The following is a 24,534-nucleotide window of genomic DNA, read 5'->3' on the forward strand; positions in this document are numbered from 1 at the left end:
GATCCATGGAGATCTCATAAGATCAGCCTCCTGATTCACGGAGGCCCGATGAGGTCGAACCATCTCCGCGGTGGCGCGCTGCAGCCGATGCTCGCGAACTACCCGGCGCACGCGCCCGGATTCGACGGGTGGTGGCGGTTCTGATGCCTGCTGACGACCTGCGCGACCAGCTCACCGCCGCGATCCGCGAGATCCCCGGCCCGACTGCCACTGGAGCCGTCGACGCCGCCCTAGCCGTGTTCGCGACCAAACTCGCCGAACTCGAACAGCAGATCACCGAATACCGGAACACCCAGACCGGTCTCCTGAACGAGCGCGAGGAACAGACCCGTCGCGCCGTCGCCGCCGAGACCGAACGGGACCTCCTGCGTGAAACGCTTGCCGAGACCGACCTCGGCGCGCTCACCCTCGCGCAGTGGGAAGCGATAGCCGACGCCGACGCCGACCGCGACCGCCTCGAAACCGAACGAGACGCGCTCAAAGCCGCTATACGCCATCACGCGGCCGAAGCGCACCGCCGGAAGTGGGCGCACCAGAGCACCAGCCCCGCCGCCTTCGACGAGCTGCACCGGCTCGGCAACGAGTTGCTCGACCCCCCGGCCGGCGCGTCATGAACTACCCCGAACCGCCAGTCGCGCCAATCATCAAGCTCCAACGCACCTGCCAGCCCTGCCGCGACGCACGCCACGACATCTGCGAACAGTGGATCGGCGAACTCTTCGACGAACCCCACCACGACTGCCCGTGCGGCTGCCGCACCCCCGGCGAGCGGCTCACGCAGCAGGCCCTCGTCGAGATGATGCGGACCGACCCCATACGCACCGCCCGGCATGTGGTTGTCGCTGAGGCGTTCAACCGGGGCTCGTTCGACCTCCACCAGCGCATGCGGGGACGGATCCGATGAGCACCCAAATCGAGATCCCCGACGTACCGCCGCTGTCCCACCAGGACATCACGATCATGCGCTGCACCATCTGCGGCGCCATCGTCCCCGGCAACTGGCGGGTCAGCCGAAAAACGAAGCGGGCCGGGATCGACCACGTCCTCGACCGGCACCGCGCAGACCTGATCGCCGGACGGCTCCGGCCGCCGCTGTTCATGAACTGCGCCATCCAGGACCCGTTCTGGTTCGACGAGCGAATCGCCGAGGACGCAGCATGAGCGCCGCCGCCACGGTCGTCTGCGAGTTCACGAAGTTCGCTGGCACCACCTGCGACAGCCCCTCAGCCGCCACCGCCACCTACGGGTGCATCCACGAGCACTTCAAGACCACGGCCCTGTGCGCCTACCACCTGGATCGCCTCGAAGCGCGGACCTTCGCCTGCCACGCCTGCTGGCTCGGGCCCGAAGGTCACTGGTGCATAGCGATCGGCCGGGCGGACGTCATGAACGACACCCGGCGAAGGTCCCCGATTACGGGCTGTGCAGCCACTAGGCTGCCGCTCGACCAGACCCCCACGGTCACCAGGAGGACCCCAGACAAACGAAAAGCGGCCCTGCCAGGGGCCGCTCTCCCAAACTTCAAATCGCCTAGCGCCACCGTCTCGCAGCTCTCCGGTTTTCCAGGCCCACGGAGCTCGCGAGGTGTGAACGCGCCTTATTCACGTCGGAGCCCAAGATAGCACCGCTCACCGACGTCGGCGAAGCACGCCCAACTTCGGGCGCGTCGCCCACGTCCACACGCCACCGGCACACCGCCGCCCACCGCCGCGCACGCCGGACCCGCCGCGCCACCGAACGCGCACGCGCGCAGCGCCGCGCTCGAGCCCGCGCAGCCACCCAGCCGCCCCGCCGCATCGACATTCACAAGGCCATCCCCGACGGCTCACGGCGCGCCAGATCGCAGCCCGCGGCCCTCCGCGCGCTCGAGCACCGCATCGCCGAAGAGGCGGATCTCGGCCGGCTCCGCGCCGACGCCGAACGCAACGCCCTCAAAGTCGCCCGCGCCCTCGTGTTCTCCGCCCACTGGCGCACGATGGTCGCCCGGCCCGGCTGGCAGACGCTCATGGACCGCACCGGCCTGAAGCGCTCGACCATCGCGAGGTATCTCGCCCTGTTCAACTCCTGGGGGCTCCTCGGCCGCGTCCGCCGAGGATCGACCTGGCGGACGCGTGGCTGCGACATCGACGACAAGACCGGGAACCTCGCCGGCGAGTACGTCATCTGCGTCCCTGAGCAGGTAGAGCATCACTCCACCATCTCGGGAAGTGATGCCGAGCAGCCTGTGGAAGAAACTCGGACCCCTTCTCTGGCTTCCCGTAGGGAGCCAGAGAAGCCCCTCACGCACGCACGCGAGACCAGCGACCCAGAGCCGACCACGAACCTGTGGCCCATCGGCCGAGCCCCGCAGACGAGGAGGGACCAGCTCCACGCGTCGAAACGACTCATCGACCAGCTGCCCGTCTTCCGTGACCGCACCGCCCGGTACGTCCGGAGCATCTTCCGCGACGTCTACGCAGCCGGATGGTCACCCGCGCAGATCGCTCACGCCCTCGACCACACCCCCGCCGGCGTTGCGTACTGGCACACCGAGCAGGTCCGCCACCCCGCCGCCTGGGCCAAGAACCGGCTCAACGCATGGCAGCGCGAAGACGGTATGTGGGTCACTCCCCCGGTCAAGCTCGGTGCCGGCCGGACGACCGACCTCGAGCACCAGGACGTCGCCGAGCTCGCTCAAGCGCCCCGCCTTGAGGCCGAGCAGACCACCGCGCACGCCAGCGTCGCCCGCCAGGCGCTTGCCACCGTACGAGCCCGCCTCACCCGCAAGCAGTCCGAGTGGGTCGGGCTCGGCGTCAGCCTGCCCGATGCCAATGGGCGCATCACAGCTACCACCGAGGCGCCCGATACCTACCAGGCCGCGGGCTCAAGCGGTGATGACTGGCTACTGCGGAACGCCGCCGCTGCGGCGAGGGGGGTCGCATGATGGTTACCGACCGGCCGCGGCCCTCACAGCGTCATGATCGTGGGCTTAAACGACGACGGCTGAGCCGGAACCGGATCTTCATAGCCGCTGAGCAGCCAACCATCGCCGGGAGCCTGCGGCGGCAAAGCCAGATTCAGCACCTGGTCGTCATCCATGATGACGACGCCGTGCATGTGCAGCTCATGGACGAACTGCGGCACCATGCCGGCCTCGATCGGCCTGAGCTGCTCCGGAAGCTGAATCTCGGGGTTCTCCTCACGGAACGCGCGGTAGAACTCCGGATCGGAGAGCTGGTCAACGAGAGCGTCCAACGAGTACGGAGCGCACAGGCCAGGGCTGTCCGGGACGCCGAAGGCCACCGTCCCCCGGCTCATCTGGTCGTCGAGGTACAGCGCGGCCGTCGGCACACGTCCCTGGTACAGCGGGCCGAGCTTGATCACCGTCGTGACGAACTTCCGCATCTCAGCGTCCAGCCGAGGGTCGCGGCTGGCGCGATGATCGCCGAAGTCCTTAATGTGCGCGGGCACCGTGATCCACTCGCTGTACGCCTCGAACGGTGGCCGCAGCTCGAAGAGCGGGCACTTCGGTGCCCTGGCTTCGCGGCGCGCACGCTCGCGGGCCAACCTCTTGTCACGGGCAGAGCGGTTCTTCGCCGGCTTCTTCGTCACGCCCAGTTCCTTGCGCTGCGGTGGCGTCGTCGAGGCGAGCGTAGCCCGGCGGATCCGGCCATGGCGGGAGGTGCCGCGTGAGCTTCTTCAAGCAGGTCCCCCTCACCGAGCTCGAGCAGCCTTGCGGCCGACGGCGTGTGACTGCCGGGCGCGGATCAGCGTGGTCGTACGGCGGGTTGCGTGATCGTCTCCGGATACAGATCGCCACAGGTCTTTACAGGGTAAAGGCGTCTGCCCTGGTGGCTACGGCCCCCTATCTCCCGCATTAGATCTCTTGAGATCTATACAGGAAAGACGTAAGATCTGTATAGATCCACGGGAGAGAGGGAGTGGCCGTGACACCGGCAGGCAACCCGCGTATCTGGCGCAAGAACCGACGCAAAGCCGACAGGGGCATCCCGGCCGGCCGCCGCACCACACACCGAGCCAAGACCGAAGAGCCCACCCCGGGCTCGACCTGGATGCGCCGCCACCCCGGCGAGCTTCCGCCGTACATCCTCCGCCGCCACCCCGGCGCGCTCAAGACGTGGGAAGCCCTCCGCGCCCTCCGTCCGGACGGCGCCTGATGGCCGCTGCAGTGGACACCGACAAGGTCACGCAGGTGATGCGGCAGTTCGATCGCGGCGGACGCGACTGGTGCGGCTGGAAGATCCACGGCTCAACAGAGGACCCCAGCCACGTCCTGATCACCTGCGACGTCCCCGACGACTGGGCCCGCACGATGCCCGGTCCCGCCACCCAGCAAGGCATCGCCCGGCACCTGCACAGATTCGCCGACGCGCTATCTGACGCCGGGTTCGGGATCGCGATGTGGAAATGGCGTGGCATGGCCGACGTGCTCATCGTCGCCGCCAACCAGGCCACCACCGATGAAATCGCGCCCCGCATCCGGGCGCACCTGACCGGCCTGAACCCCGAGCCGGCAGCGCCCACCACCCGATAGCCCCCGCCCCCAACAGAACGGCTCCCTCATGACGGCACCGAAGGTCCACCTCGGCGACCTGTTTGACCTCGGCGAACTCGCCGAGATGCTCGACGCCGGGTACATCCGCCAGCAGATCCACCCGGACCTCCCGCTGACGATCCTCAACTACACCGAGAAGGCACAGTACGAGCGGGTCTGGACCGACGTGACCCGCCAGTGCCGCGGCCTCATCGTCCGGGACGGCTCCTACGTCGTCGCCCGGCCGTGGGCGAAGTTCTTCAACTACGGCGAGCACCCCGACGGCGCCCTCGACCTGGCCGCGCCGGCCGAGGTCACCGACAAGCAGGACGGCAGCCTCGGCATCCTCTACCTCGGCACAGACGGCTGGATGATCGCCACCCGTGGATCGTTCACCAGCGACCAGGCGCTCCACGCGACCACTATCTTCCGTCGGCGGTACGGCGACTTCGAGCCCCCGGACGGCATGACCGCCCTCTTCGAGATCGTCTACCCGGCGAACCGCATCGTCTTGGACTACGGCAATACCGACGATCTGATCCTTCTCGGCGCCGTCGACATCGCGACGGGCGAAGCGGTCGGCCCGGACTGGGTGTCCGGCTGGTACGGCCCGATGGCCGAGACCTTCCCGGCCCGCACCCTCGGCGAAGCGCTCGCGCTACCGCCGCGGCCGAACGCCGAAGGCGTCGTCGTCCGCCTCATCGACACCGGCCTGATGGTGAAGTTGAAACAGGAAGACTACGTTCAGCTCCACCGCATCGTCACCGGCCTGAACGCCCGCGTCGTCTGGGAACAGCTCGGTGCCGGCAAGACCGTCGCGGACACCTGCGAGCCGCTCCCCGACGAGCTCCACGACTGGGTGAAGGACCTCGCCGCGGACCTGACCGGCAAGGCCCTCGCGATGCTCACCGCCGCCCGCGAAGAGCACGAGACGATCCTCGCCGGCCTGCCGGACGGCTGGACACGCAAGGACTACGCGGCCATCGCCGGGCGCTCCACGAACCGGGCGTGGCTGTTCCTGCTCCTGGACGGCAAGGACCCGTCACCGAAGATCTGGCGGACGCTCCGCCCTTCCGGCGACGACAGGCCGCTGAACATCACCGAGGACGTGGCGTAATGGGCACCCTCCACATCACTCGCGGCCTGCCCGGTAGCGGCAAGACCACCTGGGCCCACCAATGGACCGCGCAGAACACCGACCGCCGGGTCCGCGTCAATCGCGACGACCTGCGGGGGATGCTCGACGACAGCCGCTGGATCAAAGGCGTCACCGAAGGGCGGATGCTCGCCGCCCGTGACGCCGCCGTCCTGGCCCTGCTCCGCCTCGGCCTGGACGTCGCCTGTGACGACACGAACCTGCCGAATCACGCCGTCCGCGCCCTGGCCAAGCTCGCCCGGCAGGCCGGCGCGGAGCTCGAGGTCCACGACTTCACCGACGTGCCGCTGGAGACCTGCATCGCCCGCGACGCGGCACGGGACCGGACGGTCGGCGAGGCGGTCATCCGGGACATGCACGCCCGGTTCCTGAACGGCCGGCCGCGGCCACTGCCCCTCCCGGCCGATCTGACGCCCATCGTCGCGGGACCTCGGCCGTACGAGCCGAAGCCCGGCACCCGCCGGGCCGCGCTCGTCGACATCGACGGCACCGTCGCCCTCATGGGCGCCCGATCGCCCTACGACGAGACCAGCGTCAGCGACGACCAGCCGAACCGGCCGGTGATCGAGGTCGCCCGCGCGCTGCGCGGTGACGGGTGCCGGATCGTGTTCCTGTCCGGCCGCACCGAGACCTGCCGCGAGGCCACCACCGCCTGGCTCCACCGACACGTCGGCGGCCAGTTCGACGGCCCGTTCATGCGCAAGGCCGGCGACACCCGCCGGGACTCGATCGTCAAGGCCGAGCTCTTCGACCGGCACGTCCGCGACACCTACGACGTGAGGTGCGTCCTGGATGACCGCAACCAGGTCGTCGAGATGTGGCGGTCGCTGGGCCTGACGGTCCTGCAGGTTGCGGAAGGAGATTTCTGACGCATGAAGCCGGCGCTGGCCATGGCGGAACCGTCGGAGCCCGGGTCGTCAGCGGGGACGAGCGAGCCGCCTGAATGTGGTTCGTACGCCGGATACAGAGCGCACATCAATCGCGACGAGGACCCCTGCGACCGGTGCAAGGTCGCCAACGCCGCCTACATGCGCAGCTGGCGAGCCAGCCAGGAAGAACGACCGTGTGCCTGCTGTGGCCTTCCCGGCCGCATCGTCTCCCGTGGTTGGCGGCAAGCGTGCTACGAGCGCTGGAACAGCGCCGGGCGTCCCGCCGGCGGACCGCCTCCCCCACGCATGTCGCGCGCTCAGGCACTCATCGAGTACCGGGCGATCCGCGGCACGTCGACCGATGAGGTGATCGCTGAGCGACTCGGCGTCGGCATCAAGACGATCCGCCGGTACGAGGCGGCGCTGAGGCAGGCGGGGCTCGTCTGGTGAGCACCGCCCACCCGACAGATTCCTGCGACCGGATCACTGAGAAACCTTGAGATCTATAGAGATCTCACTTAAGATCTGTACATAAGCGATCTCGGGAGGGGCCATGGTGAACGGACTGCCGGTACTGCACAAGACCGACCTGGCTGCCTACCGCTTCACCGTTCCCCAGCTCCTCGGCCTCGCCGAGACCTACTTCGAGGACAAGGACACCCTCGCTCTCATCGCTGCCGAACTCGAAGACCGCGGTCTCGACCCCTACGCCTAGGAGCTTCGGTGACCTCCACCCCGCAGCAAGGAGGCGGCAGCGTGACCGGCATCAAACGCGGTCAGGAGCTCGCGGCACAGGTCGCACGGTCGGTCGATGACCGGCTGGCGGTCGCCTGGGTCCACACGGCCGCGCTCGTTCAGCATGCGGCAAGACTCGGCCTCATCCCCGCCCAACAGGACATGCCCGGCAGCACCGTCGACAGCATTCGGGCTGGCGTTGAGCAGATCGCCGCTGTCCACCCGGGCCTCGCGGACCTGACCGATCCCCGCGTCACCCCGATCTGGGACCAGAAACCAGACGAAGATGACGCTGCTGCGATCGTCGCGGCCTGGCGTGACACGGACCTGAACCCGCTGCGTCACCGCCCCGACGGATACCTCCTCGGCGACCTGTACCAGGGCTTGTCGGTTGAGGCACGCAAAGGCCGGGCGCTCTGCCAGACCCCGCAGTTCATCACCGACCTGCTGCTGGACATCTCCTACGACCACGCCTACCGCGAGCACGGCCCTCACATTCGGATGATCGACCCGTCCTGCGGGACCGGGCACATCCTCGTTGAGTCGCTGATCCGCGGTCACATCCGGCAACGGCACGGGTTCGGCCGCGCTGAGGCTCCGGCGATCCCGTGGCGGACACCCGCCCTCGAGCGGGTCGCGGCCGCGCTGGAGACGGTGCATGGCGTTGATCTCGACCCCTACGCCGTCCTGCTTGCCCGCTACCGGCTGCTCGTCATGGCCCGTGCGCTGTTGCGCGGCGACCGCGCGACACCCACCGCCAGCGAGCTGGCGGCGCTGCCGCTGAACGTCGCCGCAGCTGACTCGCTTCTCGCCACGGACGAGCCGCTGCTGACCCGCGGCGCCTACCACGCGGTGGTCGCGAACCCGCCGTACATCACCTGCAAGGACAAGGCCACCAACGAAGCGATTCGGGCCCGCTACCCGGAGGTCTGCCACAGCAAGTTCTCGCTCGCCCTGCCGTTCCACGCGCTGATGACAGAGCTGTTGGTGCCGGGCGGCTGGTGCGCCCAGCTCACCGCGAACAGCTTCATGAAGCGTGAGTTCGGCAAACGCTACGTCGAGCAGTGGCTGACCAGACTGGACCTGCGCTGGGTCATCGACACGTCCGGTGCGTACATTCCCGGGCACGGCACGCCGACGGTGATCCTCGTCAACCGGAACCAGCCGCCCGCGGCCGAGACGGTCCACGCGGTCTTGGGTGTCCGTGGTGAACCGAGCCGTCCGGCCGATCCTGCGCAGGGTGTGGTGTGGCGGGCGATCGCCAGCGCGGTCCGGGAGAAGGAAGCGTTCATCAAGCTTGCTGCAGCACTCAACCCGATCGAGCCAGCGCCTGTTCCGGGCTCAGTACCCGTTCTGCCGGATCCGGGTGCCACGTCATTTGAGCAGCCCAGCCTCTTTGACCTGCTGGAGAGTGCCGCATGATCATCCAGGCCAACACCGAGACTCGTCGGTGTCGCTGCGGCGAGACCATCACCCCGTCCGGTTCCGGCTGGATCGGCGACGACGGCTGGGAGACCTGCGCCGACACCGACAACTTCCACGAGCCCGCCCACCGCTGCCCCGCCTGCGGCGAATTCCTCGGCGAAGACGAGGTCCTCAGCTGGGTGCACTGGCTCACCGATGGCACCAAGACCCCGTTCTGCCAGGCCCGCCCGGACACTGTCCCGACACCGGGCGGTGCCGCGTGACCGCCCTCATGACGCTCCCCGCAGCCGGTGAACAGCCCCCGCTGCGGGGAGTAACCACCCTGCCGCCAGCACTCAGCAGAGAGCCCGCAGCCGACCGCCCGGCCCGTTCGCCCCTGACGTTCTACCTCGGCATCAGCGAACCGTCCTGGGTGGGCGAGGACTCTCCGCTCCCCGACCACATCCCGGTCTGCCTGTCCTGCTACCGGATCCGGGACCGCAAGAGCCTCCCGCGCGCCACCCGCCCGGTGCTGCTCGACTCCGGCGGGTTCTCCGTCCTCAGCAAGAAGCGCGCCGACGGCAGCCCGGCCCGCTGGGATCTCACCCCGCAGCAGTTCGTGAAACGGGTCCGGTGGATCATCCGCCAGCTGGGCCGCATGCCGGACGCGATCGCCATCATGGACTGGATGTGCGAGCAGTTCATGCTCGCCCGCACCGGCCTGACCGTCGAAGAACACCGGCGCCGCACCGTCATCTCCGCCCTGGAGCTGATGTGGATCGCCCCGGACCTGCCGTGGATGTTCGTCCTGCAGGGCAACGCCGAAGACGGGCCTGACGACCACCTGCGCTGCGCCGACATGTACGAGCAGGCCGGCATCGACCTGGCCAAGGCACCGATGGTCGGAGTCGGGTCCGTGTGCCGCCTGCAGGCCACCGACCAGATCATCACCCTGTTCGCCGCCCTCGATGAGCGGTTCGCCGGCCAGGACGTCCGGCTGCACGGCTTGGGCATGAAGAAGCTCGCCTACGTCGTCGCGCCCGCCGCGCACTCCTGGGACTCCCAGGGCTGGTCACTGCGGGGCCGTAACGCCGGGCCCTGCCAGCACGGCCTCGGGCACGTCCACGAAGGGAACTGCCCGTACTTCGCCGTCGAGTGGTACGACCAGGTGCTCACCGCGGCCGCCCGCGTCACCCCAGAGCAGTGGCGCCGGACAGTCCGGGCCCGCACCGTCCGACGCAACCAGCAGACGCTGTTCGCCCCGCCCGCGCCGCACATGCCCACGCTCGGCCAGTCGCTCGCCCGCGCGGCCCGCGTGTTCCTGCCCGACAACGGCGACCCCGAGCAGACCGAGCTCGCTGCGGCCCTCGACGCCTTCCGTGCCCAGGTGACCGCCCCACAGCCCTCCTCCGCTTCCCAGCTCCACCGACCCGAAGGGAATCCTCATGAGTGATAGAACGATCGGCTGCCTTACCGTCGGCTGCCTTGGCCTCGTGATCGGCGGCATCGTCGTCGAAGGTGTCGCCTCCTCCACCTACAACGAGCACTGGCGGACCTGCACCGTCCTGTCGAAGGACCGCGGCGCCGACCACGACGGCAACTCCCACTACCGGATCTACACCCGCGACTGCGGGGTCCTCGGCGACGAGGACTCCCTGGTGCGCGGCAAGACCAACAGCGCGGACATCTACAGCCAGATCCAGCCCGGTAAGACCTACCGGCTCCGCGTCGTCGGCTTCCGCCTCGGGCTCACCTCCGACTTCCCGAACATCCTCGCTGTCCAGGAGGTGTCGTCGCGATGACGACCCCGCAGACGCCCACCGAGGCGCCCGCCACGGTCAGCCTCACCGACCCGATCAGCGTCTTCGGGTTCAGCCCCCGCGTGCACAGCCTCCTCGAACGCTGGGGTATCACCACTGTCGGGCACCTCCTCGCCTGCGACGGCTGGTACCTCCTCGACATTCGCAGCTTCGGCCACGAATCCCTCGACGAGGTCATCCAGACCCTCGCCCGGCACGGCCTGGAACTGAAGAAGCCCACCACTCCCCTCCCGGTCCCGCGCCGCACCACCGCCAAGGCGGAGGTGTCGGCGCAGCAGGCCCGCGTCGACTTCGCCCGGCTTCTGCGCGACGCTGAGTACGGCCAGCCCACCGTCATCACCCGGTACGGCGAACCCGTCGCCAAGCTCATCCCCGCCGGCGGCGTCCGCCCGCACCCCCAGGTATGGGCGGACGCCCGGGTCGCGCTCGAGGACGCCCAGGCCGCCTACGACGACGCGCCCGCCGCCACCCGCCGTGCGATCGACGCGCTCGGAACCCTGCTCAGCACCTACCAGGGCGGTGAGCAGTGACCCCCGAACGGCTCGCCGAGATCAAGGAACGCGCAGCCCGCCACCATGCCTGCCAGGCACCGCCCAAGGGCGCTCTCCCCTCGCTCGTCGACCTGTCCCGCCTCCTGGACGAGGACCTCCCCGCGCTGCTCGAGGAGTTCGGCCAGCTGCAGACGGCGAAGGAGAACGCGCTCCGCCAGGCCCGCATCGAGGTCGCCCAGGAACTGCGGAACGCCAGCGAGGCCATCAACGCCAGCCACGGCGAGAACGATGACCCGCTCGCCGACCACCTCTGGGACACCTGCCACCGCTCCCCCGAGGACCCGGCGATCCTCGACGACCCCCGCACCCTCGCCCAGGCCGCCTACACCCACCTCGCCGACCGCATCACCCAGGCGGCAACGCGATGACCCCGGCAGCCCGCTCCGCAGCCCTCGCCGCCGCCTCCCACACGATCCGTCACGGCGGCGGCCCGGACATGCTCCGCGACCTGCTGTACGCCCTCGGCATCCTGTCCGACCCGGACGCCGCCCGGAACCACGAACTGGCGACCATCGCGAACAGTCGCCCGCTCGTCGACGACCAGCTGCGCGCCGATGTGCGCGACATGCTCCTCGCGGGCCGTACGCCCAAGCAGATCGCGGTCGCGATCGGCCGCAGCCTCCAGGTCACGAACCGGATCCTCACCGACGCGTTCACCGCGCCGAGCGGCTACATCGCCGACCCGGCCGCCCGCGCCGCGTGGATGCTCACCAACGCCCCCGACTACATCACCACCACCACGATCACGACTCAAGCAGCCTGAACCGCTCACCCGCGGCCAGCCGGATCGAGAGGACACCGACCCCATGCTCGAGTTCACCATCGAGACCAAGGCGTTCCGCAAGGCGCTGCGCACCGCGCTGGCGTTCGCCTCCGACGACGACACCCAGCCGATGCTCAGCGTCGTACGCCTCGAACCGGCCGGTGACGGCAAGGTCGAGGTCGTCGCCACCGACCGGTACGCGATGTCGATGGAGACCCTGCCCGCGGGCGGCGAGGCCTTCGGCGTCAGCATCCCCCGCGACGTCGCCGGGCACCTGCTGAACCTGCGTACCCCGAACCGGGGCAACGGCAGCCTCACCGTCATCACCACGACCCCCGACGACAGCGGCGACGACCAGATCATGATCCGGATCGCCGGTGACGTCAGCATCACCGGCCAGACCGTCGACACGTCGGTGTCCTTCACCGACGCCGGGTTCGAGTTCGTGAACTACCGGCAGCTGCTCGCCAAGATCGAAGCCGAAGCGGAACCGCCGGCCGAGCTGGTGGGCTTCACCCCCCGATTCCTCGGCAAGGTCTGCGAGGCGTTTGCGGCCCGCGCCTGGGACAAAGAGGTGATGCGGATGGCGTTCCGCGGCGCCCACACGGGCGTGTCCGTGGAGATGGGCACGCTGCGCGCCCTCGTGATGCCCGCGAACCTCGAGGCGGCCGGTCGGCTCGCCTCCGAGATGGCCAACACCTGACCGCCCACCCGTGCGGGGCGGCCGTGGTGTCGCCCCGCTGACTCCCCACAGACAGGAGACCAATCCCCGATGACGCTCACCCCGGAACAGCTCGACGAGATGGAGCACCGAGACATCTACTCTCTCCGCCCGGAAGCTCCGCTCAACCCGGATGTCTGGATACTCAAATCGGACCGTGACGTGTTGCTTGCCGAAGTGCGCCGGCTGGCCGTTGACTCCGGAGATAGGGAAGGTCAGCCCAAGGGCATCACTTTGGGTGCTGCGGTCAGTCCCGTGACCAGCCGCACGGCTCTGTTGACCGTCCCGGAGTTTGCGACCGAGATCCGCGTCGCGCCGTCCACCGCGTGGGCGATGGTCGCCTCCGGCGAGATCGAATCCATCGTCCTAGGCGCCAGGAAATCCCGCCGCATCCCCCGCCAGGCCCTCGACGAGTACATTGCCGCCCGCCGTGCTGAGGCCAAGGCGCCTCTCAGCGAGGAGACCGTCTGATGGCCGGCACTGACCTCGCCGCGATGCTCGCCGAGGAACAGAAACGCCTCGCTGCCATTCCCGCCGAGTTGGCCGCGATGCTCGGTGAGCGAATGTACGACGACGCCCACGAAGGCTGCGACGAGGGCGGCTGCGCGGGTGGCGACCGGGCGTCCTTCGAGGAGTACGCGCGGGTTCTCCTCGCCGACCTCCTGCCCGAGCACGAGCGCATGGTCCGCGAGCAGAACGCCAAGGAACTACCCGCCCTGAAGCGCGCCGTCCGTCCCCACGTCGACCTGTCCGGGGAGCGCCCCGGCAACACGGCTGAGGGGCTTATGCGGGACGTTCTCCGGCTCGTCCGCGACCATCCGGACGTGATCGTCCGCACCACCGTCCATGACGGCGACGTCGGCGACATGCGCCCGTTCTACGTCGTCCCTCAGGACCTCATGCGGCAGATCCTCGCCGCCGCCGGCATCGACTACCGGGACATCCCAAACCACCGCGACCGCGCGGACCTGACCCTAATCACCAAGGAGAAGAACCAGTGACCGAGACCACCATCGAGACACAGACACCCGCCGACGAGCTGCGGGACGCCGCAAAGGCGCTCCGCTGCGACCACTCGTTCCCTTGCCAGCCGCCCCACGGCTCCATCGCCCGACCGGGCGACTGCTCCAAGTGCGGCGTCCCCTACGACTACAGCGAGCCCGTCACCGACGACGCGCGCGACCTGGCGAAGAAGCTCGCGGACCTGTTCGACCACATGGCCAACGACCTGGAAAGCAGCGAAGCCGTCGAGCAGGAGCACAGGCTCGACGACGGCCGGCGGCGGAAGTTCGTCCACCCGACCGTGGACGTCCAGAGCGTCGGCCCGGACTTCGTCTGGACGGCGGCCCTGAAGGTCGCCCGCTCCATCCACGGAAAGGCGGCCTGACATGAGGATCTACATGGACTGGGAGTTCTTGGAGGACGGCGAGACGATCGCCCCGATCTCCGTCGCACTCGTGCGCGAGGACGGCCGCGAGTACTACGCCGTCAACGCGGACATGCCCTGGAGCCGGATCATGCGGCACGACTGGTTGCGCGCGAACGTCGTCCCGTCGCTCCCGATCGTCAAGCACGACGGGATCCGCCCGTTCCGGAAGCCGTTCCTCGACCGAACCCACCCGGACGTGAAGCACATCGACCAGATCGCCGCCGAGGTCCACCGCTTCATCGTGGACACGCCGAGCGTTGAGCTGTGGGGCTGGTACTCCGCCTACGACCACGTCTGCTTGGCCTGGCTGTACGGGCCGATGAGTGACCTGCCGACCGGGATCCCGATGTGGACGAACGACGTCCGGCAAGAGCACCTCCGGCTCGGCGAGCCACAGATGCCCGAGCAGGAGAGCGGTGTCCACAACGCTCTCGCCGATGCCCGCCACATCAAGGTCATGGCGGAGTTCCTCGCGGACCACGAACGGAAGGCGGCCTGACATGGCGGCAGGCGACACCCAGATCACGATCTGCGTGTCCGAGGGCTGCGACAGGCCGGCCGAGAAGCGGAAGATGTGCAACCGCCACTACCTCCGCTGGTGGAAGTCCACGCCGAAGGAGGAGCGACCGCCGCCCACAGTGGAGGAACGCTTCTGGGCGAAGGTCAAGAAGACCCCGCGATGCTGGGAATGGCAGGGCGCCCGGAGGGCCTCCGGTCACGGCATGTTCATCGCCGAGAACGGACGGGCTGTGTCCGCGCACGCCTTCGCGCTCGAGCTCGAACTCGGCTATCCGACCCCGGAGGGCAAGGAAGCTTGCCACCGCTGCGACAACCCGCCCTGCGTGAACCCGTTGCACATCTACTACGGCACCCGAAAAGAGAACATCGCCGACGGGTGGGCCCGCGGGCACTTCCCGGTCGGCAGCGAACGGTCTGCAGCCAGGCTCACCGAAGACCAGGTCATCGAACTTCGCGAGCGGTACGCCGCGGGCGGAGACGCGAAGGCCCTCGCCGCTGAGTACGGAATCAAGGTGACGTCGCTACGTCATATCGTCCTCGGCCTCAAGTGGAAGCACGTCGGCGGCCCCATCACCAGGCGCCGCCCGAAGAGAACCGGAAAGGCAGCCTAATGGCAGCAGGAGATGTCCAATTGACGATCGTCGGCAACCTCGTCGCCGACCCTGAACTGCGCTTCACCCCCAACGGCCAGGCCGTCGCGACCTTCCGCGTCGCTTCCACCCCCCGGTACCGTGACCAGCAGTCCGGTGAGTGGAAGGACGGCGAGAGCCTCTTCCTCACCTGCAACGTCTGGCGGCAGGCGGCGGAGAACGTCGCCGAGAGCCTCCAGCGCGGCATGCGGGTCATCGTCCAGGGCCGCCTGAAGCAGCGGTCGTACGAGACCCGTGAGGGCGAGAAGCGCACCGTCTTCGAGGTCGAGGCCGACGACGTCGGCCCGTCCCTGAAGAACGCCACCGCCAAGGTGAACAAGAGCCAGCGCCAGGGCGGCGGTGGCGGACAGCGCAACCCGTACGGCGGGCAGGGCCAGGACGGCTTCGGCAACGGCCGGAGCGGACCGGGCGGCCAGGGCAGCGGAGGCGGTGCCACGGCCGATGACCCCTGGGCCACCAACAGCGGCGGCCAGCAGGGCGGCTTCTCCGACGACCCCCCGTTCTAAGGACCCTCCCGCCGAGCCACTCCGATACGACACCTGGAGACCACCATGGAACACGCCACCGTCGACGCAGCGAGCCCGGCCGCCTTCGCCGATCGCGTCGTCACCCACCTCGCCGCCAACTTCCCCGCCGACCAACTCCCCCACCAGCAGATCTTCTGCCTCGCCGAGGAAGCCGGCGAGTTCGTCGGCGCCTACCGGCGCTGGGCCGGCATGGCACGCCGCCGCGGCCCCTGGGACGACGTCCGGATGGAACTCGCCGACGTCGTCCTCACCGCCCACGTCGCCGCACTGGTTCTCGACATCGCCCCGGACGCCCTCGCGAACGCGCGGGACTCCCTGGGGAACCCCGCCACCTACGACGACGGCCGCCAGGTCCGCGCGGTCTTCCGCGCCGCCGCGCAGGTCGTCGAGGCGTACGACCGTCCGGTCCCGAGCACGAGCCTGCTCGTCACCCGGATCGCCGTCGTCCTCAACGTCGCGTACGCCACCGCGAAGGTCCTGAACATCGACCTCGACGAGGCGATCCGGCACAAGGCCTACGTCATCTCCACCCGCGGCTGGCGCGACCCCGCGCCAGCCACCGCCTGACCCACCACGACACCACCACGACCACCCCGGAGAGAACCATGGGATACGCGCGCTACACCGTCTACCGGCGCGGTGAGTAGATCGAAGCCGGCTACGACGTCCCCGACACCTGTAACACCGAAGGCTGCACCACGGAGATCGACCGCGGCCTCGGCCACCTATGCGGCGAGACGCCAGGCGGCGACGAGCACGGCTGCGGCGGCTACTTCTGCGGCGAGCACCTGTTCGGCGGCCACCCGCAGCTGTGCCCCACCTGCAAGCCCAAGGCCGACGCGCGGCGGCGCGAGGAGTTCTGCGATCAGCTCGCCGAGACCATCAAGGCCATGGACGGCGTCAAGGACGCAGGCGTCCTGCTCGACAAGCCGGAGATCCTCGTCGATCTGGCGAACGGCCAGCAGTTCATCCTGACGGTGTCCTGACCCCGCCCGGAGCGCCCCGTCACCGCGACCCGGTGGCGGGGCGTTCGCATGCCCACTGCGAGACACGCGGCCCGCGCCCGGCTACGGTGACAGGCGCCGCCCCACACCACCACGCACGGGGCGGCGCCGACTCAGTCACCACGAAGGAAGGTAGCCGATGGCGCAACCCATAGGCAGCGCGCAGTACTCCGAGAAAGGCGGCGTCGGGAAGACCAGCGACACCGACGGCCTCGCGGCCGTCGCCGCCGAACGCGGACTCAACGTCGGCGTCGTCGACGGAGACCCCCGCGCGACCGCCACCGCAGAACTCGGCGTCGAGGTCAACGACGACACCCTCACCCTCAATGATCTTCTGGTCATCCCGGCGAAGGGCGACCCACCGGACCCGGCCGAGGTCGTCCAAGACGTCCTCCAGCCGGCCGGGAAGGCATGGCCGTCGAACATCCGCGTCATCCCGGCCGAGCGGAACCTCGCGCACCGGGAGTCCGACCCGGCGCCGATCGAGACCCGGCTCGCCCGCGCGATCCTCGGAGCTCCCGAAATCGACATATGGTTTTTTGATCTGCCGCCTCGCCCCGGCGGGAAGCTCATCACGACCCTGCTGGCCGCAGCGACGACCGTACTGATCCCCGCGACTCTCACGACGGACGGGTTCATCGGCGTTGAACAGGCCCGGCGATCGATCAGGCTCATCCGTCAGGGCATGAACCCCGGTCTCGGGTACACGGGAATCATCCGCAGCATCGTCCCCAAGGACAGCGAACGCCGCGGTGTCCACGACGAGGTCGACGCCGCGCTGGCCGACACCTACCCCGGAGAGGTCCTCGACGTTCAGATCACCGAGTACGCCATCCGGGAGGAGGCCCGCCTCGCCTGCGTGCCGATCACGTCGGCGCCTGGGCGCGAGGCTAAGATCCTCATCGGCAAGTACGGCGAGCTCCTGGACCACCTGCTCACGAGGAGGTCGCTGTGGCCGGCAGCCGCCTGACGAAGGAGGGCGGGGCGAAGCTCCGCAAGACGCGTGAGCCGGACCCGGCCGCGGTTCCCGTGAAGTTCCAGCCGCCAGAGGTGCAAGCCGTGACCGGTCGGGTGGTTCCCGCTCTGCGGATACCCGATCCGCAGGACCCGGAGACCGACGACGACACCCTCACCGACGCGGAACAGAAACGCCTCGAGGCGTACGAGGCAGTCTTCGAGCGGCACCGCGAAGCGTTCTGGGAGGAAGGCAAGGCGCTGGCGGGCATCGTCAAAGGGCATCTGCACCGGCGGGACTACCCGTCGCTCGAGGCATACCTTGAGGCCCGGTGGGGGGGCATGTCCCGGACGGTGGCGTACCGGCGGATCGAGTTGTGGCAGGTCGGCGAGAGACTGTCCCCCATGGGGGACATCAACGAGCGGCAGGCGCGGGCCTTGAAGCCGTACGCGGACAAGCACGGCTTCGACGCGATGGAGACCGTGTACCGGACGATCGTAGAGACCGACGGCGTGAAGGTCACAGCAAAACTCGTCGAAGACGCCGTCGGTGCTCTTCCCGATGGGGAGTTCAACGAGAAGAAGACCGTTGAACGCGTCCGCGCGTTCCTCGCCGGGAAAGTGAAGCCTGCCATCCCAGGACCGGCGCCGGCCGAGCTACCGTCACCGGGGGAGCAGGTCGAGAAGTTCCGGGCCGTGATCCGCCGCATTCGGGTCGACCGGCTCCGCGCCGCCGACCCGGCCGCGCGGCAAGAGCTCGCGGACGAACTGCGCCAGCTGCTCGCGGCACTGGAGAACGTGGGGGAGTAGCCCCGACAGCAGCGAGGCCCCCGCCACGAACGGCGGGGGCTTCGCTGTACTCGGCGTCACCCGGACCAGGGATGCTGCTCCGCGTTGTCGAGCATGCTCAGCGCCTCCCGGAGATGCTGCCGCATCGGCTCCGTCCACCGACGGATGTCTGGCCGTGGGTCCTGGAACGGATCGATCCACTCATCGTCAGGCTCCCACTCACCGGGGCCAGGCCCGACGCGGTGGCGCTTCTCAGACTCGAGGTACTTCATGTCGTCCGGTTCGAACCGGTACCAGTTCGGATCGTCGTCCCATTTGATCGCGACGGAGTGCTCGTACCGGCTGATGCGGATCTGTGGCGGTTCCATGGCGGGCAGCGTCCCACACCGCCATCCGGCACGGTCCCTGGGTTCTCAAGCGCGGCCGACGATGATGTACGACAGCGCCGCCGGGTGCCGCTCCACCGCGAACCCGTGCACCCGCAGCACCTCCGCGACCGCCCCGAGCATGATGTCGACCGTGCGATAGTCCGCGGCGTCCGACATTCCCCACGCCACCATCACCGCCCGCCGACCGTCCACGTCGGTGATCTCCATACCGACCCCGGTCGGCGACCAGCTGCCGGACGTCACCGTCGTGGGGGAGCGGACGGCGAGCGTCAACCCCGCCCGGACGAGGACCGTGGCCGCGTCGACGAGAAGCGCCGCCGTCTGGTCGCCGTGCTCCAGCCGATCGAACACGCCAGTGTCGATGCCCCGGTTGAGCTGTTCGTGCAGGAACGCATCGAGCGTCATGGGTCAGTCCTCGCTCTCAGCGTCCGCGACCGCCCGCCCCGCCAGGGTGGCCAGCCGCCCGGCGACCGCCCGCAGCGCCTCCGACTCCTGGAGGACCTCGGCGTGCACGTCGCCCCCGCTACGCAGGTAGCCGGACGCCTCGCCGAGATCACCCGCCAGGCCCTCGAGGACCTGGCGGGCAGCGGCGAAGAACCCACGCAGATTCGCCTCCGCCAGCTGATGCAGGGCCCGCTCATACGGATCGACCGGCCACGTCTTCTCCGGCAGCGGCGCACCGGCGCCAGGGACGAGGCACACGCTGAGCTCGACGGCCGGAACCGCCTCATCGCCCCGCACCTCGAAGTCGGAGCGCGCGGCGATCCGCGGCACCCACCCCTCCGCCGGCTCAACGCCGTGCTCGGACAGCAGGGCCGTGTCGATGTGCACCGGCGTCTCAGCCGGCAGCGCAGTCGTCACCGCGGCGAGCTGGCCGGCGGTCGAGACTTCCCGGCCACCGCCGAGAAGATCCCGGACCGGCGCGAACCGCGCGTCCTGCTCGGCCAGCGCAGCCGCCTGGCCCGCCTCCTCGTCTATGTGATCCATGGGTCACTCCGGTTTGATGGTGTGAAGGAGAGCGGGCACCCACGTGCCGTGCGTGACGTACACGACCGCCGCGATCCCCACGTAAAGCGCTGGTACGACGACCCAGCGTTCCACAGACTTGCCGGTGTCGATGGAAGCGATGCGGAACCGTCGCCGATCCGGCCACAGCCAGTTCACGCCCGACTCGGTCATGCTGTCGCCCGCCAGGTGCACGAAGTAGCCGACGCCGACGGCGACCGGCACGACCCACAGATCGATCCCGGCGTGCGTCAACCGGAAGGCGATGAAGAACGCGACGGCCGCGTGGACCAGGCCCGCGACATCCCGGTAGTCCAGCCGGCCGTTCGGCCGGTTCGGCGGGCGCCGCCACAGCGCACGGACACCGAGACCCATGCACAGCCAGATGAGCACGGTGAGCGCCCAGACATTGAACGACGCGGCCACCGCACCGGCGGTGAACACCGCCAAGCCAACCAGGGAATGGGTAGCGTGCCGGTGCCCACCGGACACCGCGCAGACGATCCGAGCGGCGGTCTGAGAGATCGGCCCGAACGCCCGGGCGGGGGAGGCCGACGGATGGTCGAGGTCCGGCAGCAGCCCGGCCCCCGCGGCGACGATCGTGCCGACGGCGGCCGGGAGCGGACCGAGGTGATGCACGTAATGCGAGATCGGGAAGCTCACAGCGAGGAACACGCCGGCCGCCGACAGGGCGTGCGTCGGACCCATCATGCCGCGACCGCCACTTCGATGAGGTGCACCCGGTAGGCGTCCTTGATCTGCCCGAGCGTGCTCTGCCCCACCGTCAGCGCACTCCCGCAGGAGCGCACCCCGGAGAGCGTCTCCCGGTCGAGGGCGGGGCAGTGCGGTCCTCCGCCGGACGGGTCATCTCCTAACGTCAGGGGGACATGACGGCCGCACATGTCCAGGCCGAACGTCGGATGCATCCGCCACCCGGGCGCACTGGCCTTCCCTTCCATGACGGCAAGCGCGTCGTAGAGATCAGGGCAGGACGGCCAGTCGCACAGACGGTCGGTCGTACCCATGGGGCCGTAACTCATCCGGTCGTCTCCGTTCCGTTGATTCGATGCAACTCCTCGACGAGCAACGTCTCGTCGAAGTCGGCCAGGTCGGGGGAGCGCCACAGCCCGTACCAGTTCATCTCTTTCCAGACGGTCACCTCACCCTCAACCGCCGAGATGGTGATCATGTCGTCGCTGTCGGGCTCGGTCACCGAGACGACGTTGAGAACCCAGGCAGGCGTCTCGCAGCCGAGCGGGTTATTGATCGACTGGCCGGGGAGCTCCCGCCACGTCATGACGGGTCTCATCCGCTCGTCTCCGTTCGGGCGCGGAGGTCGGGCGGCAGCAGCTTGAACGAGACGGTGAACGGATCCTCGACCTCCGGCACGTCTCGAAGCCCCGCCCTGCTGACCAGGAAGACCCCGAGGCAACGCTGGCAGAACCGACGCGGGGGCTTCCCGGCCGGCGCGGCATGCTCGCCCGTCAGCTCGACGTCAGCATCGCGTTCGCGGCAGAACCCGCAGTCGTTGCGAGCGTGCGGGTAAGGCAGCACAGGGATCGGGTCAGCCATCGCTCGTTTCCGTTCCGGCCAGTGAGGCGTCCAGGAGCACGCCCCAGACCGTGACCTCGATCCCCTCGAACGTCGCCGTCGTCTCCAGCTCGGCGCCCGGCTCCCCGGGGATCCCCCGCTCCACTTCACGCGGTTCGCTACCGCCCAGCGCCTTCGCATACAACGCCACGATCCGCCGGGTCTCCGCGTCGTCGTAGTCCGTGGCGGCATACCCGGTGGTGTTCCATGTCGGGTCGTTGGAGAACCCGCCACCGGCACTCCAGGCCAGCGGAGGCAGGTCAGGGTGTGCGGCGGCGATTGCATCGCCGATGACCTTCCCGGCTGCCGTGCGGGCGGCTTCCATCGAGGCGAGGCTCATCTTGCGGACGAGATCGGACTGGTCAGGCATCGGCGGTCTCCGATCGGGCGAGGTCTTCGGGGCGGGGGGTCACGTAAGGCTCCGGCGAGCACGAGTCCGGACGAACAGCCGGATGCGATCCGAACCGTACGGCCACCGGGCGACACCCCGCATGCGCATCAGGTGCTCGAACGTCTTGCTCGCATGCGTCGTACCGATCTCCAGCGGAACCCGCCCAGGCGGGGCCGTCGCGACCTTCAGCAGTGGCGCCTCCTCTCCAGTGGCGAGATCGATGTACGGAACACCCATGGACTGCTCCACCTGGATCGGCTCGGTCCATTCCAGCCACCCGTCACCGATCACATCGGTTCCCTGGCCGGGATCGACGGTCGCGACGAACGGGCCCAGGAGGTCGTCGAGGCGGCGTTGGTTCTCGCTGCGGTTCTCATCGGCGGCCGGCTGCCCTGCGGTGCTGATTTGGACCTGGCTGATCTCGCCGGCCATGAGCATGCTGTGCACCCTTGCGAAGGCGTACATCTGCTCCATCGGCCAGCGGCTGCTGTCGAGGAGTGAGTCTTGCCCGATCGCGTTGACGTAGGCGGCCGGCCATTGCCCGGCTTTGAGTCCGGCGATGTAGGTCCGCATCGCCCTGGCCCCGGCCGGGTCGCTTGCGAAGTCGAGTACGGCGGACGCAGCGGCTTCCTGGTGAGCGGTCGTCATTCGGTCTCCTCGGGTGCGAGTTCTTCGGGGCGGATCACACGCCGAGGTAGGCGGCGACCTTGTACGAGGCGGACCGGTCGAGGTTCTCTCGGGCCCGGTCGTAGCGGCGGGTGGTGCGCGGGTCGGCGTGCCCGAGGAGGTCCTGGACGTCGCGCAGCGGCGCGCCCGCGTCGAGGGCGAGCGTCGCGCAGGTGTGCCGGAGCCCGTGCGGGGTGACCTTCACACCAACCTTCTCTCCGATGCGCCGGACGGTGCGGAACACCTCCGAGTGCGCCATGGGCTGGCCGGTGCGGGTCGTGACGATTGGCCCTTCGGTGCGGTCGCCGATGAGCTCGTCGATGGCGCGGGCGACACCGACCGGTAGAGCCATCCGCTGGCGGCGTCCGCCTTTGCGGGTGACGGTCAGGGTGCGGTGGCCTCGGTCTTCGCCGAGATCTTCGATGCGGGCGCGGTCGACGTCGGAAGCGCGGAAGCCGACTTCGAGCATGAGGCGGACGATGACGGCGGTGCGTTTCCTGTCAGCGTCGGCGGCGCGGATCATGTCGCGGGCTTGGTCGGCGGTGAGCCCCGCAGTCTCGGAGTGGTCGCGGTCGACGTACGGGCGTTCGACTTCGGCGGCAGGGTTGACGGTGGCGGTGATGCCGTAGTTCTTGCCTTGCCGGATCGCGTACCGGTAGAAGGAGCCCACGCAGGAGATCTTGCGGGCGATCGTGGCGGGGGAGAGGTCGATGGTGAGCATCGACTCGGACCATCCGTCGACGTGTGCCTGGTAGGCCTCGAACGGGCCGACGCCGCATTCGTCGAGCCAGGCGAACCATTGGGTGATGTCGCGGGCGTAGGCGCGGCGGGTGTGTTTGGACTTGGCGCGGCCGGTGGCGAGGATCCATGCGGTGACGAGTTGGCGGAGTGCGTCGATGGGCACCCCGGCGGGTGCCAGGGTGCCGTCGATCGGCTGAAGCTCGCGGGACTCGGTCACGCGTCAGTCCTCAATCGGGTTGGCCCAAGCGCTCACGGTGTCGTCGATCGCGCCCTGGGCGTATTCATCGAGAACCTTCTCGCGCTCCTCTTCGCTCATGGCATCCCACTCGGAGCGGGGGATCTCGGTGTCGATCTCGTACTCGCGAGTGCTGTTCGCGATGTAGCCAACCTGAAGGCCGACGTTGAGCTTGACGGTCGGTTCGGTCGCGGCACTCATGGTCGCCTCCCGGGGGTCTCGGTATCCCACACGATAACGTGCATTATCGTGTGTGTCTACGCTGACACGAACCCCTCGAAATCCGAACGGCGTTCTGACCTGGAATGTAACAATCTGTATTCGTCATCACGCTCTGTAATGCAAGCGGAGGGATCGTAAGGGTGATCACGGAAAGTGGCAGAATTCCCACTTCCTTCCCCAACGTCAGGGATGCCTGACGGTATCCATAGGATTTCCCTTGACGGCGTCAGGATTCCCTGGCAGTCTTGCATGTCAAGAAACCCTGACACGTGAACGGAGCGAGCGCAGTGAGTTGGCAGACCGATGACGGCAAGCACGAGATGTGGATCGCCGCCGAGTTCCCGGGCGGCTGGTTCTCCGTTGGCTCGACGGCTGACGGCGCGATGGTGGAGCGGCCCGGCCCCGATGGCCGGTTCCACACCGCAGGCGACGCCGGCGTGCTGGATGGCCGCCAGGCGATCGGCTGGCGGGGCGTCTGCGAGTGCGGATGGCGCGGGTCCCTATGGCAGCGCGTGGATGACCCCGCCGCCCACGACCCGGCCGAGTATCGGATCTACGATCCCGACCCGAGCCGGCACGGCGACGCGCCACAGGAGGTCGAAGACGCAGTCTGGCGCGAATGGAAGGACCAGGACCTGGAGCCAGAAACGATTGCCGACGTCCGCAGAGCCGCCGACGACGTCCGCGCCGCCCAGGCCCGCCTCGACGCGGCCGTCCGCGCCGCCCGCCGCGACGGCCGTTCCTGGGCCGACATCGGCACCGCTGCCGGAATCAGCCGCCAGTCCGCGCACGAGCGGTGGGCCAGAAGCGACCTCGCGAACGACGTCGCACAGTAGGTAGCAAGATGAGCGCAAGGCAGCCTTACGGCAG

The 24,534-nt window shown here is 68.9% G+C and carries 41 protein-coding genes; 28 read left to right on the top strand and 13 right to left on the bottom strand.

Annotated elements, in window-relative coordinates; genetic code table 11:
• The first annotated feature begins 143 nt into the window (after positions 1-143).
• Genes NE236_RS41845 through NE236_RS41855 form a run of 3 tightly spaced genes read left to right on the top strand, consistent with a single transcriptional unit; the run spans position 144 to position 1,161 of the window.
• Positions 144-614: a hypothetical protein gene (locus NE236_RS41845; RefSeq protein WP_252847881.1), complete on the top strand. Its 471-nt coding sequence runs from the start codon at positions 144-146 to the stop codon at positions 612-614.
• The gene (locus NE236_RS41850; protein ID WP_252847882.1) at positions 611-904 is read left to right on the top strand and encodes a hypothetical protein; all 294 of its coding nucleotides are present in this window, start codon (positions 611-613) and stop codon (positions 902-904) included. The genes NE236_RS41845 and NE236_RS41850 overlap by 4 nt, the downstream gene beginning before the upstream one ends.
• Entirely contained in the window at positions 901-1,161 is a 261-nt protein-coding gene (locus NE236_RS41855) for a hypothetical protein (RefSeq protein ID WP_252847883.1), read from the top strand. The genes NE236_RS41850 and NE236_RS41855 overlap by 4 nt, the downstream gene beginning before the upstream one ends.
• Before the next feature lie 664 nt (positions 1,162-1,825).
• Here NE236_RS41855 and NE236_RS41860 read toward each other — a convergent pair.
• Entirely contained in the window at positions 1,826-1,966 is a 141-nt protein-coding gene (locus NE236_RS41860) for a hypothetical protein (RefSeq protein ID WP_252847884.1), read from the bottom strand.
• On the opposite strand from NE236_RS41860, the gene NE236_RS41865 reads away from it, so the two are divergent.
• Positions 1,952-2,923, top strand: coding sequence for a hypothetical protein (locus NE236_RS41865; protein WP_252847885.1), 972 nt, complete (start codon positions 1,952-1,954; stop codon positions 2,921-2,923). The two genes, NE236_RS41860 and NE236_RS41865, sit on opposite strands and share 15 nt — an antisense overlap.
• 23 nt (positions 2,924-2,946) lie before the next feature.
• On the opposite strand, the gene NE236_RS41870 is transcribed toward NE236_RS41865, so the two are convergent.
• Entirely contained in the window at positions 2,947-3,591 is a 645-nt protein-coding gene (locus tag NE236_RS41870) for a hypothetical protein (RefSeq protein WP_252847886.1), read from the bottom strand.
• A gap of 335 nt (positions 3,592-3,926) precedes the next feature.
• Here NE236_RS41870 and NE236_RS41875 point away from each other — a divergent pair, with 335 nt between their 5' ends.
• The 23 genes from NE236_RS41875 to NE236_RS41985 all read left to right on the top strand — a co-directional run bounded on the left by NE236_RS41875 (position 3,927) and on the right by NE236_RS41985 (position 18,446).
• Complete coding sequence (locus NE236_RS41875; protein WP_252847887.1) at positions 3,927-4,157, top strand: hypothetical protein; 231 nt, start codon at positions 3,927-3,929, stop codon at positions 4,155-4,157.
• Positions 4,157-4,534 (top strand): hypothetical protein, encoded by a 378-nt coding sequence (locus NE236_RS41880; RefSeq protein ID WP_252847888.1) that lies wholly within the window; start codon positions 4,157-4,159, stop codon positions 4,532-4,534. The genes NE236_RS41875 and NE236_RS41880 overlap by 1 nt, the downstream gene beginning before the upstream one ends.
• A gap of 28 nt (positions 4,535-4,562) precedes the next feature.
• Positions 4,563-5,651, top strand: a complete 1,089-nt coding sequence (locus tag NE236_RS41885) for an RNA ligase (protein WP_252847889.1) — start codon at positions 4,563-4,565, stop codon at positions 5,649-5,651.
• Positions 5,651-6,559, top strand: coding sequence for a phosphatase domain-containing protein (locus tag NE236_RS41890; protein WP_252847890.1), 909 nt, complete (start codon positions 5,651-5,653; stop codon positions 6,557-6,559). The genes NE236_RS41885 and NE236_RS41890 overlap by 1 nt, the downstream gene beginning before the upstream one ends.
• Positions 6,560-6,562: 3 nt before the next feature.
• Complete coding sequence (locus NE236_RS41895; protein ID WP_252847891.1) at positions 6,563-7,009, top strand: hypothetical protein; 447 nt, start codon at positions 6,563-6,565, stop codon at positions 7,007-7,009.
• Positions 7,010-7,112: 103 nt separating this feature from the next.
• Entirely contained in the window at positions 7,113-7,274 is a 162-nt protein-coding gene (locus NE236_RS41900) for a hypothetical protein (RefSeq protein ID WP_252847892.1), read from the top strand.
• Between the two features lie 41 nt (positions 7,275-7,315).
• Positions 7,316-8,716 carry an Eco57I restriction-modification methylase domain-containing protein gene (locus tag NE236_RS41905; protein WP_252847893.1) on the top strand — a complete coding sequence of 467 codons (1,401 nt, stop codon included), beginning with the start codon at positions 7,316-7,318 and terminating at the stop codon, positions 8,714-8,716.
• Positions 8,713-8,982 carry a hypothetical protein gene (locus NE236_RS41910; protein ID WP_252847894.1) on the top strand — a complete coding sequence of 90 codons (270 nt, stop codon included), beginning with the start codon at positions 8,713-8,715 and terminating at the stop codon, positions 8,980-8,982. Before NE236_RS41905 ends, NE236_RS41910 begins: the two co-directional genes overlap by 4 nt.
• Positions 8,979-10,151, top strand: coding sequence for a deazapurine DNA modification protein DpdA family protein (locus NE236_RS41915; RefSeq protein WP_252847895.1), 1,173 nt, complete (start codon positions 8,979-8,981; stop codon positions 10,149-10,151). The genes NE236_RS41910 and NE236_RS41915 overlap by 4 nt, the downstream gene beginning before the upstream one ends.
• Positions 10,144-10,500 carry a hypothetical protein gene (locus tag NE236_RS41920; protein ID WP_252847896.1) on the top strand — a complete coding sequence of 119 codons (357 nt, stop codon included), beginning with the start codon at positions 10,144-10,146 and terminating at the stop codon, positions 10,498-10,500. The genes NE236_RS41915 and NE236_RS41920 overlap by 8 nt, the downstream gene beginning before the upstream one ends.
• Positions 10,497-11,048: a type II toxin-antitoxin system Phd/YefM family antitoxin gene (locus tag NE236_RS41925; protein ID WP_252847897.1), complete on the top strand. Its 552-nt coding sequence runs from the start codon at positions 10,497-10,499 to the stop codon at positions 11,046-11,048. Before NE236_RS41920 ends, NE236_RS41925 begins: the two co-directional genes overlap by 4 nt.
• Positions 11,045-11,437: a hypothetical protein gene (locus NE236_RS41930; protein ID WP_252847898.1), complete on the top strand. Its 393-nt coding sequence runs from the start codon at positions 11,045-11,047 to the stop codon at positions 11,435-11,437. Before NE236_RS41925 ends, NE236_RS41930 begins: the two co-directional genes overlap by 4 nt.
• Positions 11,434-11,832 (top strand): cytochrome c-type biogenesis protein, encoded by a 399-nt coding sequence (locus tag NE236_RS41935; protein WP_252847899.1) that lies wholly within the window; start codon positions 11,434-11,436, stop codon positions 11,830-11,832. Before NE236_RS41930 ends, NE236_RS41935 begins: the two co-directional genes overlap by 4 nt.
• 43 nt (positions 11,833-11,875) lie before the next feature.
• Complete coding sequence (locus NE236_RS41940) at positions 11,876-12,535, top strand: hypothetical protein (protein WP_252847900.1); 660 nt, start codon at positions 11,876-11,878, stop codon at positions 12,533-12,535.
• 69 nt (positions 12,536-12,604) lie between these two features.
• Positions 12,605-13,024 carry a helix-turn-helix domain-containing protein gene (locus tag NE236_RS41945; protein WP_252847901.1) on the top strand — a complete coding sequence of 140 codons (420 nt, stop codon included), beginning with the start codon at positions 12,605-12,607 and terminating at the stop codon, positions 13,022-13,024.
• Positions 13,024-13,554, top strand: coding sequence for a hypothetical protein (locus tag NE236_RS41950; protein WP_252847902.1), 531 nt, complete (start codon positions 13,024-13,026; stop codon positions 13,552-13,554). The genes NE236_RS41945 and NE236_RS41950 overlap by 1 nt, the downstream gene beginning before the upstream one ends.
• Complete coding sequence (locus tag NE236_RS41955) at positions 13,551-13,940, top strand: hypothetical protein (RefSeq protein ID WP_252847903.1); 390 nt, start codon at positions 13,551-13,553, stop codon at positions 13,938-13,940. The genes NE236_RS41950 and NE236_RS41955 overlap by 4 nt, the downstream gene beginning before the upstream one ends.
• Before the next feature lies 1 nt (position 13,941).
• The gene (locus NE236_RS41960) at positions 13,942-14,481 is read left to right on the top strand and encodes a 3'-5' exoribonuclease domain-containing protein (RefSeq protein WP_252847904.1); all 540 of its coding nucleotides are present in this window, start codon (positions 13,942-13,944) and stop codon (positions 14,479-14,481) included.
• Between the two features lies 1 nt (position 14,482).
• On the top strand, positions 14,483-15,112 hold the full coding sequence (locus tag NE236_RS41965) for an HNH endonuclease (RefSeq protein ID WP_252847905.1): 630 nt from the start codon (positions 14,483-14,485) through the stop codon (positions 15,110-15,112).
• Positions 15,112-15,657 carry a single-stranded DNA-binding protein gene (locus tag NE236_RS41970; protein WP_252847906.1) on the top strand — a complete coding sequence of 182 codons (546 nt, stop codon included), beginning with the start codon at positions 15,112-15,114 and terminating at the stop codon, positions 15,655-15,657. Before NE236_RS41965 ends, NE236_RS41970 begins: the two co-directional genes overlap by 1 nt.
• Before the next feature lie 45 nt (positions 15,658-15,702).
• On the top strand, positions 15,703-16,245 hold the full coding sequence (locus tag NE236_RS41975) for a nucleoside triphosphate pyrophosphohydrolase family protein (RefSeq protein WP_252847907.1): 543 nt from the start codon (positions 15,703-15,705) through the stop codon (positions 16,243-16,245).
• A 576-nt stretch (positions 16,246-16,821) separates the two neighbouring features.
• Positions 16,822-17,652: a ParA family protein gene (locus NE236_RS41980; protein WP_252847908.1), complete on the top strand. Its 831-nt coding sequence runs from the start codon at positions 16,822-16,824 to the stop codon at positions 17,650-17,652.
• 59 nt (positions 17,653-17,711) lie between these two features.
• Positions 17,712-18,446 carry a hypothetical protein gene (locus NE236_RS41985; RefSeq protein ID WP_252847909.1) on the top strand — a complete coding sequence of 245 codons (735 nt, stop codon included), beginning with the start codon at positions 17,712-17,714 and terminating at the stop codon, positions 18,444-18,446.
• Positions 18,447-18,502: 56 nt separating this feature from the next.
• Here the strand turns inward: NE236_RS41985 and NE236_RS41990 are convergent, their stop codons facing one another.
• Genes NE236_RS41990 through NE236_RS42040 form a run of 11 tightly spaced genes read right to left on the bottom strand, consistent with a single transcriptional unit; the run spans position 18,503 to position 23,643 of the window.
• Positions 18,503-18,793 (bottom strand): hypothetical protein, encoded by a 291-nt coding sequence (locus NE236_RS41990; RefSeq protein WP_252847910.1) that lies wholly within the window; start codon positions 18,791-18,793, stop codon positions 18,503-18,505.
• 45 nt (positions 18,794-18,838) lie between these two features.
• A complete protein-coding gene (locus NE236_RS41995; protein ID WP_252847911.1) occupies positions 18,839-19,219 on the bottom strand; it encodes a hypothetical protein in 381 nt (126 codons plus the stop codon).
• A gap of 3 nt (positions 19,220-19,222) precedes the next feature.
• Positions 19,223-19,801: a hypothetical protein gene (locus NE236_RS42000; RefSeq protein ID WP_252847912.1), complete on the bottom strand. Its 579-nt coding sequence runs from the start codon at positions 19,799-19,801 to the stop codon at positions 19,223-19,225.
• Between the two features lie 3 nt (positions 19,802-19,804).
• The gene (locus NE236_RS42005; RefSeq protein ID WP_252847913.1) at positions 19,805-20,530 is read right to left on the bottom strand and encodes a metal-dependent hydrolase; all 726 of its coding nucleotides are present in this window, start codon (positions 20,528-20,530) and stop codon (positions 19,805-19,807) included.
• The gene (locus NE236_RS42010) at positions 20,527-20,859 is read right to left on the bottom strand and encodes a hypothetical protein (protein ID WP_252847914.1); all 333 of its coding nucleotides are present in this window, start codon (positions 20,857-20,859) and stop codon (positions 20,527-20,529) included. Before NE236_RS42010 ends, NE236_RS42005 begins: the two co-directional genes overlap by 4 nt.
• Positions 20,856-21,128 carry a hypothetical protein gene (locus NE236_RS42015; RefSeq protein ID WP_252847915.1) on the bottom strand — a complete coding sequence of 91 codons (273 nt, stop codon included), beginning with the start codon at positions 21,126-21,128 and terminating at the stop codon, positions 20,856-20,858. Before NE236_RS42015 ends, NE236_RS42010 begins: the two co-directional genes overlap by 4 nt.
• Entirely contained in the window at positions 21,125-21,391 is a 267-nt protein-coding gene (locus NE236_RS42020; RefSeq protein ID WP_252847916.1) for a hypothetical protein, read from the bottom strand. Before NE236_RS42020 ends, NE236_RS42015 begins: the two co-directional genes overlap by 4 nt.
• Positions 21,384-21,779 carry a hypothetical protein gene (locus tag NE236_RS42025; protein ID WP_252847917.1) on the bottom strand — a complete coding sequence of 132 codons (396 nt, stop codon included), beginning with the start codon at positions 21,777-21,779 and terminating at the stop codon, positions 21,384-21,386. Before NE236_RS42025 ends, NE236_RS42020 begins: the two co-directional genes overlap by 8 nt.
• Before the next feature lie 39 nt (positions 21,780-21,818).
• Complete coding sequence (locus tag NE236_RS42030; RefSeq protein ID WP_252847918.1) at positions 21,819-22,448, bottom strand: hypothetical protein; 630 nt, start codon at positions 22,446-22,448, stop codon at positions 21,819-21,821.
• A 34-nt stretch (positions 22,449-22,482) separates the two neighbouring features.
• On the bottom strand, positions 22,483-23,424 hold the full coding sequence (locus NE236_RS42035) for a tyrosine-type recombinase/integrase (protein WP_252847919.1): 942 nt from the start codon (positions 23,422-23,424) through the stop codon (positions 22,483-22,485).
• Positions 23,425-23,427: 3 nt separating this feature from the next.
• Positions 23,428-23,643 carry a DUF7167 family protein gene (locus NE236_RS42040; protein WP_252847920.1) on the bottom strand — a complete coding sequence of 72 codons (216 nt, stop codon included), beginning with the start codon at positions 23,641-23,643 and terminating at the stop codon, positions 23,428-23,430.
• Between the two features lie 308 nt (positions 23,644-23,951).
• Here NE236_RS42040 and NE236_RS42045 point away from each other — a divergent pair, with 308 nt between their 5' ends.
• The gene (locus NE236_RS42045) at positions 23,952-24,500 is read left to right on the top strand and encodes a hypothetical protein (protein ID WP_252847921.1); all 549 of its coding nucleotides are present in this window, start codon (positions 23,952-23,954) and stop codon (positions 24,498-24,500) included.
• Positions 24,501-24,534: the final 34 nt, after the last annotated feature.

Source organism: Actinoallomurus purpureus (assembly GCF_024055795.1).
Lineage (GTDB): Bacteria > Actinomycetota > Actinomycetes > Streptosporangiales > Streptosporangiaceae > Actinoallomurus > Actinoallomurus purpureus.

Excerpts from the sequence above, each read along its gene's own strand:
- NE236_RS41845 (WP_252847881.1), top strand. The coding sequence starts at position 144 with ATGCCTGCTGACGACCTGCGCGACCAGCTCACCGCCGCGATCCGCGAG.
- NE236_RS41850 (WP_252847882.1), top strand. The coding sequence starts at position 611 with ATGAACTACCCCGAACCGCCAGTCGCGCCAATCATCAAGCTCCAACGC.
- NE236_RS41855 (WP_252847883.1), top strand. The coding sequence starts at position 901 with ATGAGCACCCAAATCGAGATCCCCGACGTACCGCCGCTGTCCCACCAG.
- NE236_RS41880 (WP_252847888.1), top strand. The coding sequence starts at position 4,157 with ATGGCCGCTGCAGTGGACACCGACAAGGTCACGCAGGTGATGCGGCAG.
- NE236_RS41885 (WP_252847889.1), top strand. The coding sequence starts at position 4,563 with ATGACGGCACCGAAGGTCCACCTCGGCGACCTGTTTGACCTCGGCGAA.
- NE236_RS41890 (WP_252847890.1), top strand. The coding sequence starts at position 5,651 with ATGGGCACCCTCCACATCACTCGCGGCCTGCCCGGTAGCGGCAAGACC.
- NE236_RS41895 (WP_252847891.1), top strand. The coding sequence starts at position 6,563 with ATGAAGCCGGCGCTGGCCATGGCGGAACCGTCGGAGCCCGGGTCGTCA.
- NE236_RS41900 (WP_252847892.1), top strand. The coding sequence starts at position 7,113 with ATGGTGAACGGACTGCCGGTACTGCACAAGACCGACCTGGCTGCCTAC.
- NE236_RS41910 (WP_252847894.1), top strand. The coding sequence starts at position 8,713 with ATGATCATCCAGGCCAACACCGAGACTCGTCGGTGTCGCTGCGGCGAG.
- NE236_RS41920 (WP_252847896.1), top strand. The coding sequence starts at position 10,144 with ATGAGTGATAGAACGATCGGCTGCCTTACCGTCGGCTGCCTTGGCCTC.
- NE236_RS41925 (WP_252847897.1), top strand. The coding sequence starts at position 10,497 with ATGACGACCCCGCAGACGCCCACCGAGGCGCCCGCCACGGTCAGCCTC.
- NE236_RS41935 (WP_252847899.1), top strand. The coding sequence starts at position 11,434 with ATGACCCCGGCAGCCCGCTCCGCAGCCCTCGCCGCCGCCTCCCACACG.
- NE236_RS41940 (WP_252847900.1), top strand. The coding sequence starts at position 11,876 with ATGCTCGAGTTCACCATCGAGACCAAGGCGTTCCGCAAGGCGCTGCGC.
- NE236_RS41945 (WP_252847901.1), top strand. The coding sequence starts at position 12,605 with ATGACGCTCACCCCGGAACAGCTCGACGAGATGGAGCACCGAGACATC.
- NE236_RS41950 (WP_252847902.1), top strand. The coding sequence starts at position 13,024 with ATGGCCGGCACTGACCTCGCCGCGATGCTCGCCGAGGAACAGAAACGC.
- NE236_RS41960 (WP_252847904.1), top strand. The coding sequence starts at position 13,942 with ATGAGGATCTACATGGACTGGGAGTTCTTGGAGGACGGCGAGACGATC.
- NE236_RS41965 (WP_252847905.1), top strand. The coding sequence starts at position 14,483 with ATGGCGGCAGGCGACACCCAGATCACGATCTGCGTGTCCGAGGGCTGC.
- NE236_RS41970 (WP_252847906.1), top strand. The coding sequence starts at position 15,112 with ATGGCAGCAGGAGATGTCCAATTGACGATCGTCGGCAACCTCGTCGCC.
- NE236_RS41975 (WP_252847907.1), top strand. The coding sequence starts at position 15,703 with ATGGAACACGCCACCGTCGACGCAGCGAGCCCGGCCGCCTTCGCCGAT.
- NE236_RS41980 (WP_252847908.1), top strand. The coding sequence starts at position 16,822 with ATGGCGCAACCCATAGGCAGCGCGCAGTACTCCGAGAAAGGCGGCGTC.
- NE236_RS41990 (WP_252847910.1), bottom strand. The coding sequence starts at position 18,793 with ATGGAACCGCCACAGATCCGCATCAGCCGGTACGAGCACTCCGTCGCG.
- NE236_RS41995 (WP_252847911.1), bottom strand. The coding sequence starts at position 19,219 with ATGACGCTCGATGCGTTCCTGCACGAACAGCTCAACCGGGGCATCGAC.
- NE236_RS42000 (WP_252847912.1), bottom strand. The coding sequence starts at position 19,801 with ATGGATCACATAGACGAGGAGGCGGGCCAGGCGGCTGCGCTGGCCGAG.
- NE236_RS42005 (WP_252847913.1), bottom strand. The coding sequence starts at position 20,530 with ATGATGGGTCCGACGCACGCCCTGTCGGCGGCCGGCGTGTTCCTCGCT.
- NE236_RS42010 (WP_252847914.1), bottom strand. The coding sequence starts at position 20,859 with ATGAGTTACGGCCCCATGGGTACGACCGACCGTCTGTGCGACTGGCCG.
- NE236_RS42015 (WP_252847915.1), bottom strand. The coding sequence starts at position 21,128 with ATGAGACCCGTCATGACGTGGCGGGAGCTCCCCGGCCAGTCGATCAAT.
- NE236_RS42020 (WP_252847916.1), bottom strand. The coding sequence starts at position 21,391 with ATGGCTGACCCGATCCCTGTGCTGCCTTACCCGCACGCTCGCAACGAC.
- NE236_RS42025 (WP_252847917.1), bottom strand. The coding sequence starts at position 21,779 with ATGCCTGACCAGTCCGATCTCGTCCGCAAGATGAGCCTCGCCTCGATG.
- NE236_RS42030 (WP_252847918.1), bottom strand. The coding sequence starts at position 22,448 with ATGACGACCGCTCACCAGGAAGCCGCTGCGTCCGCCGTACTCGACTTC.
- NE236_RS42040 (WP_252847920.1), bottom strand. The coding sequence starts at position 23,643 with ATGAGTGCCGCGACCGAACCGACCGTCAAGCTCAACGTCGGCCTTCAG.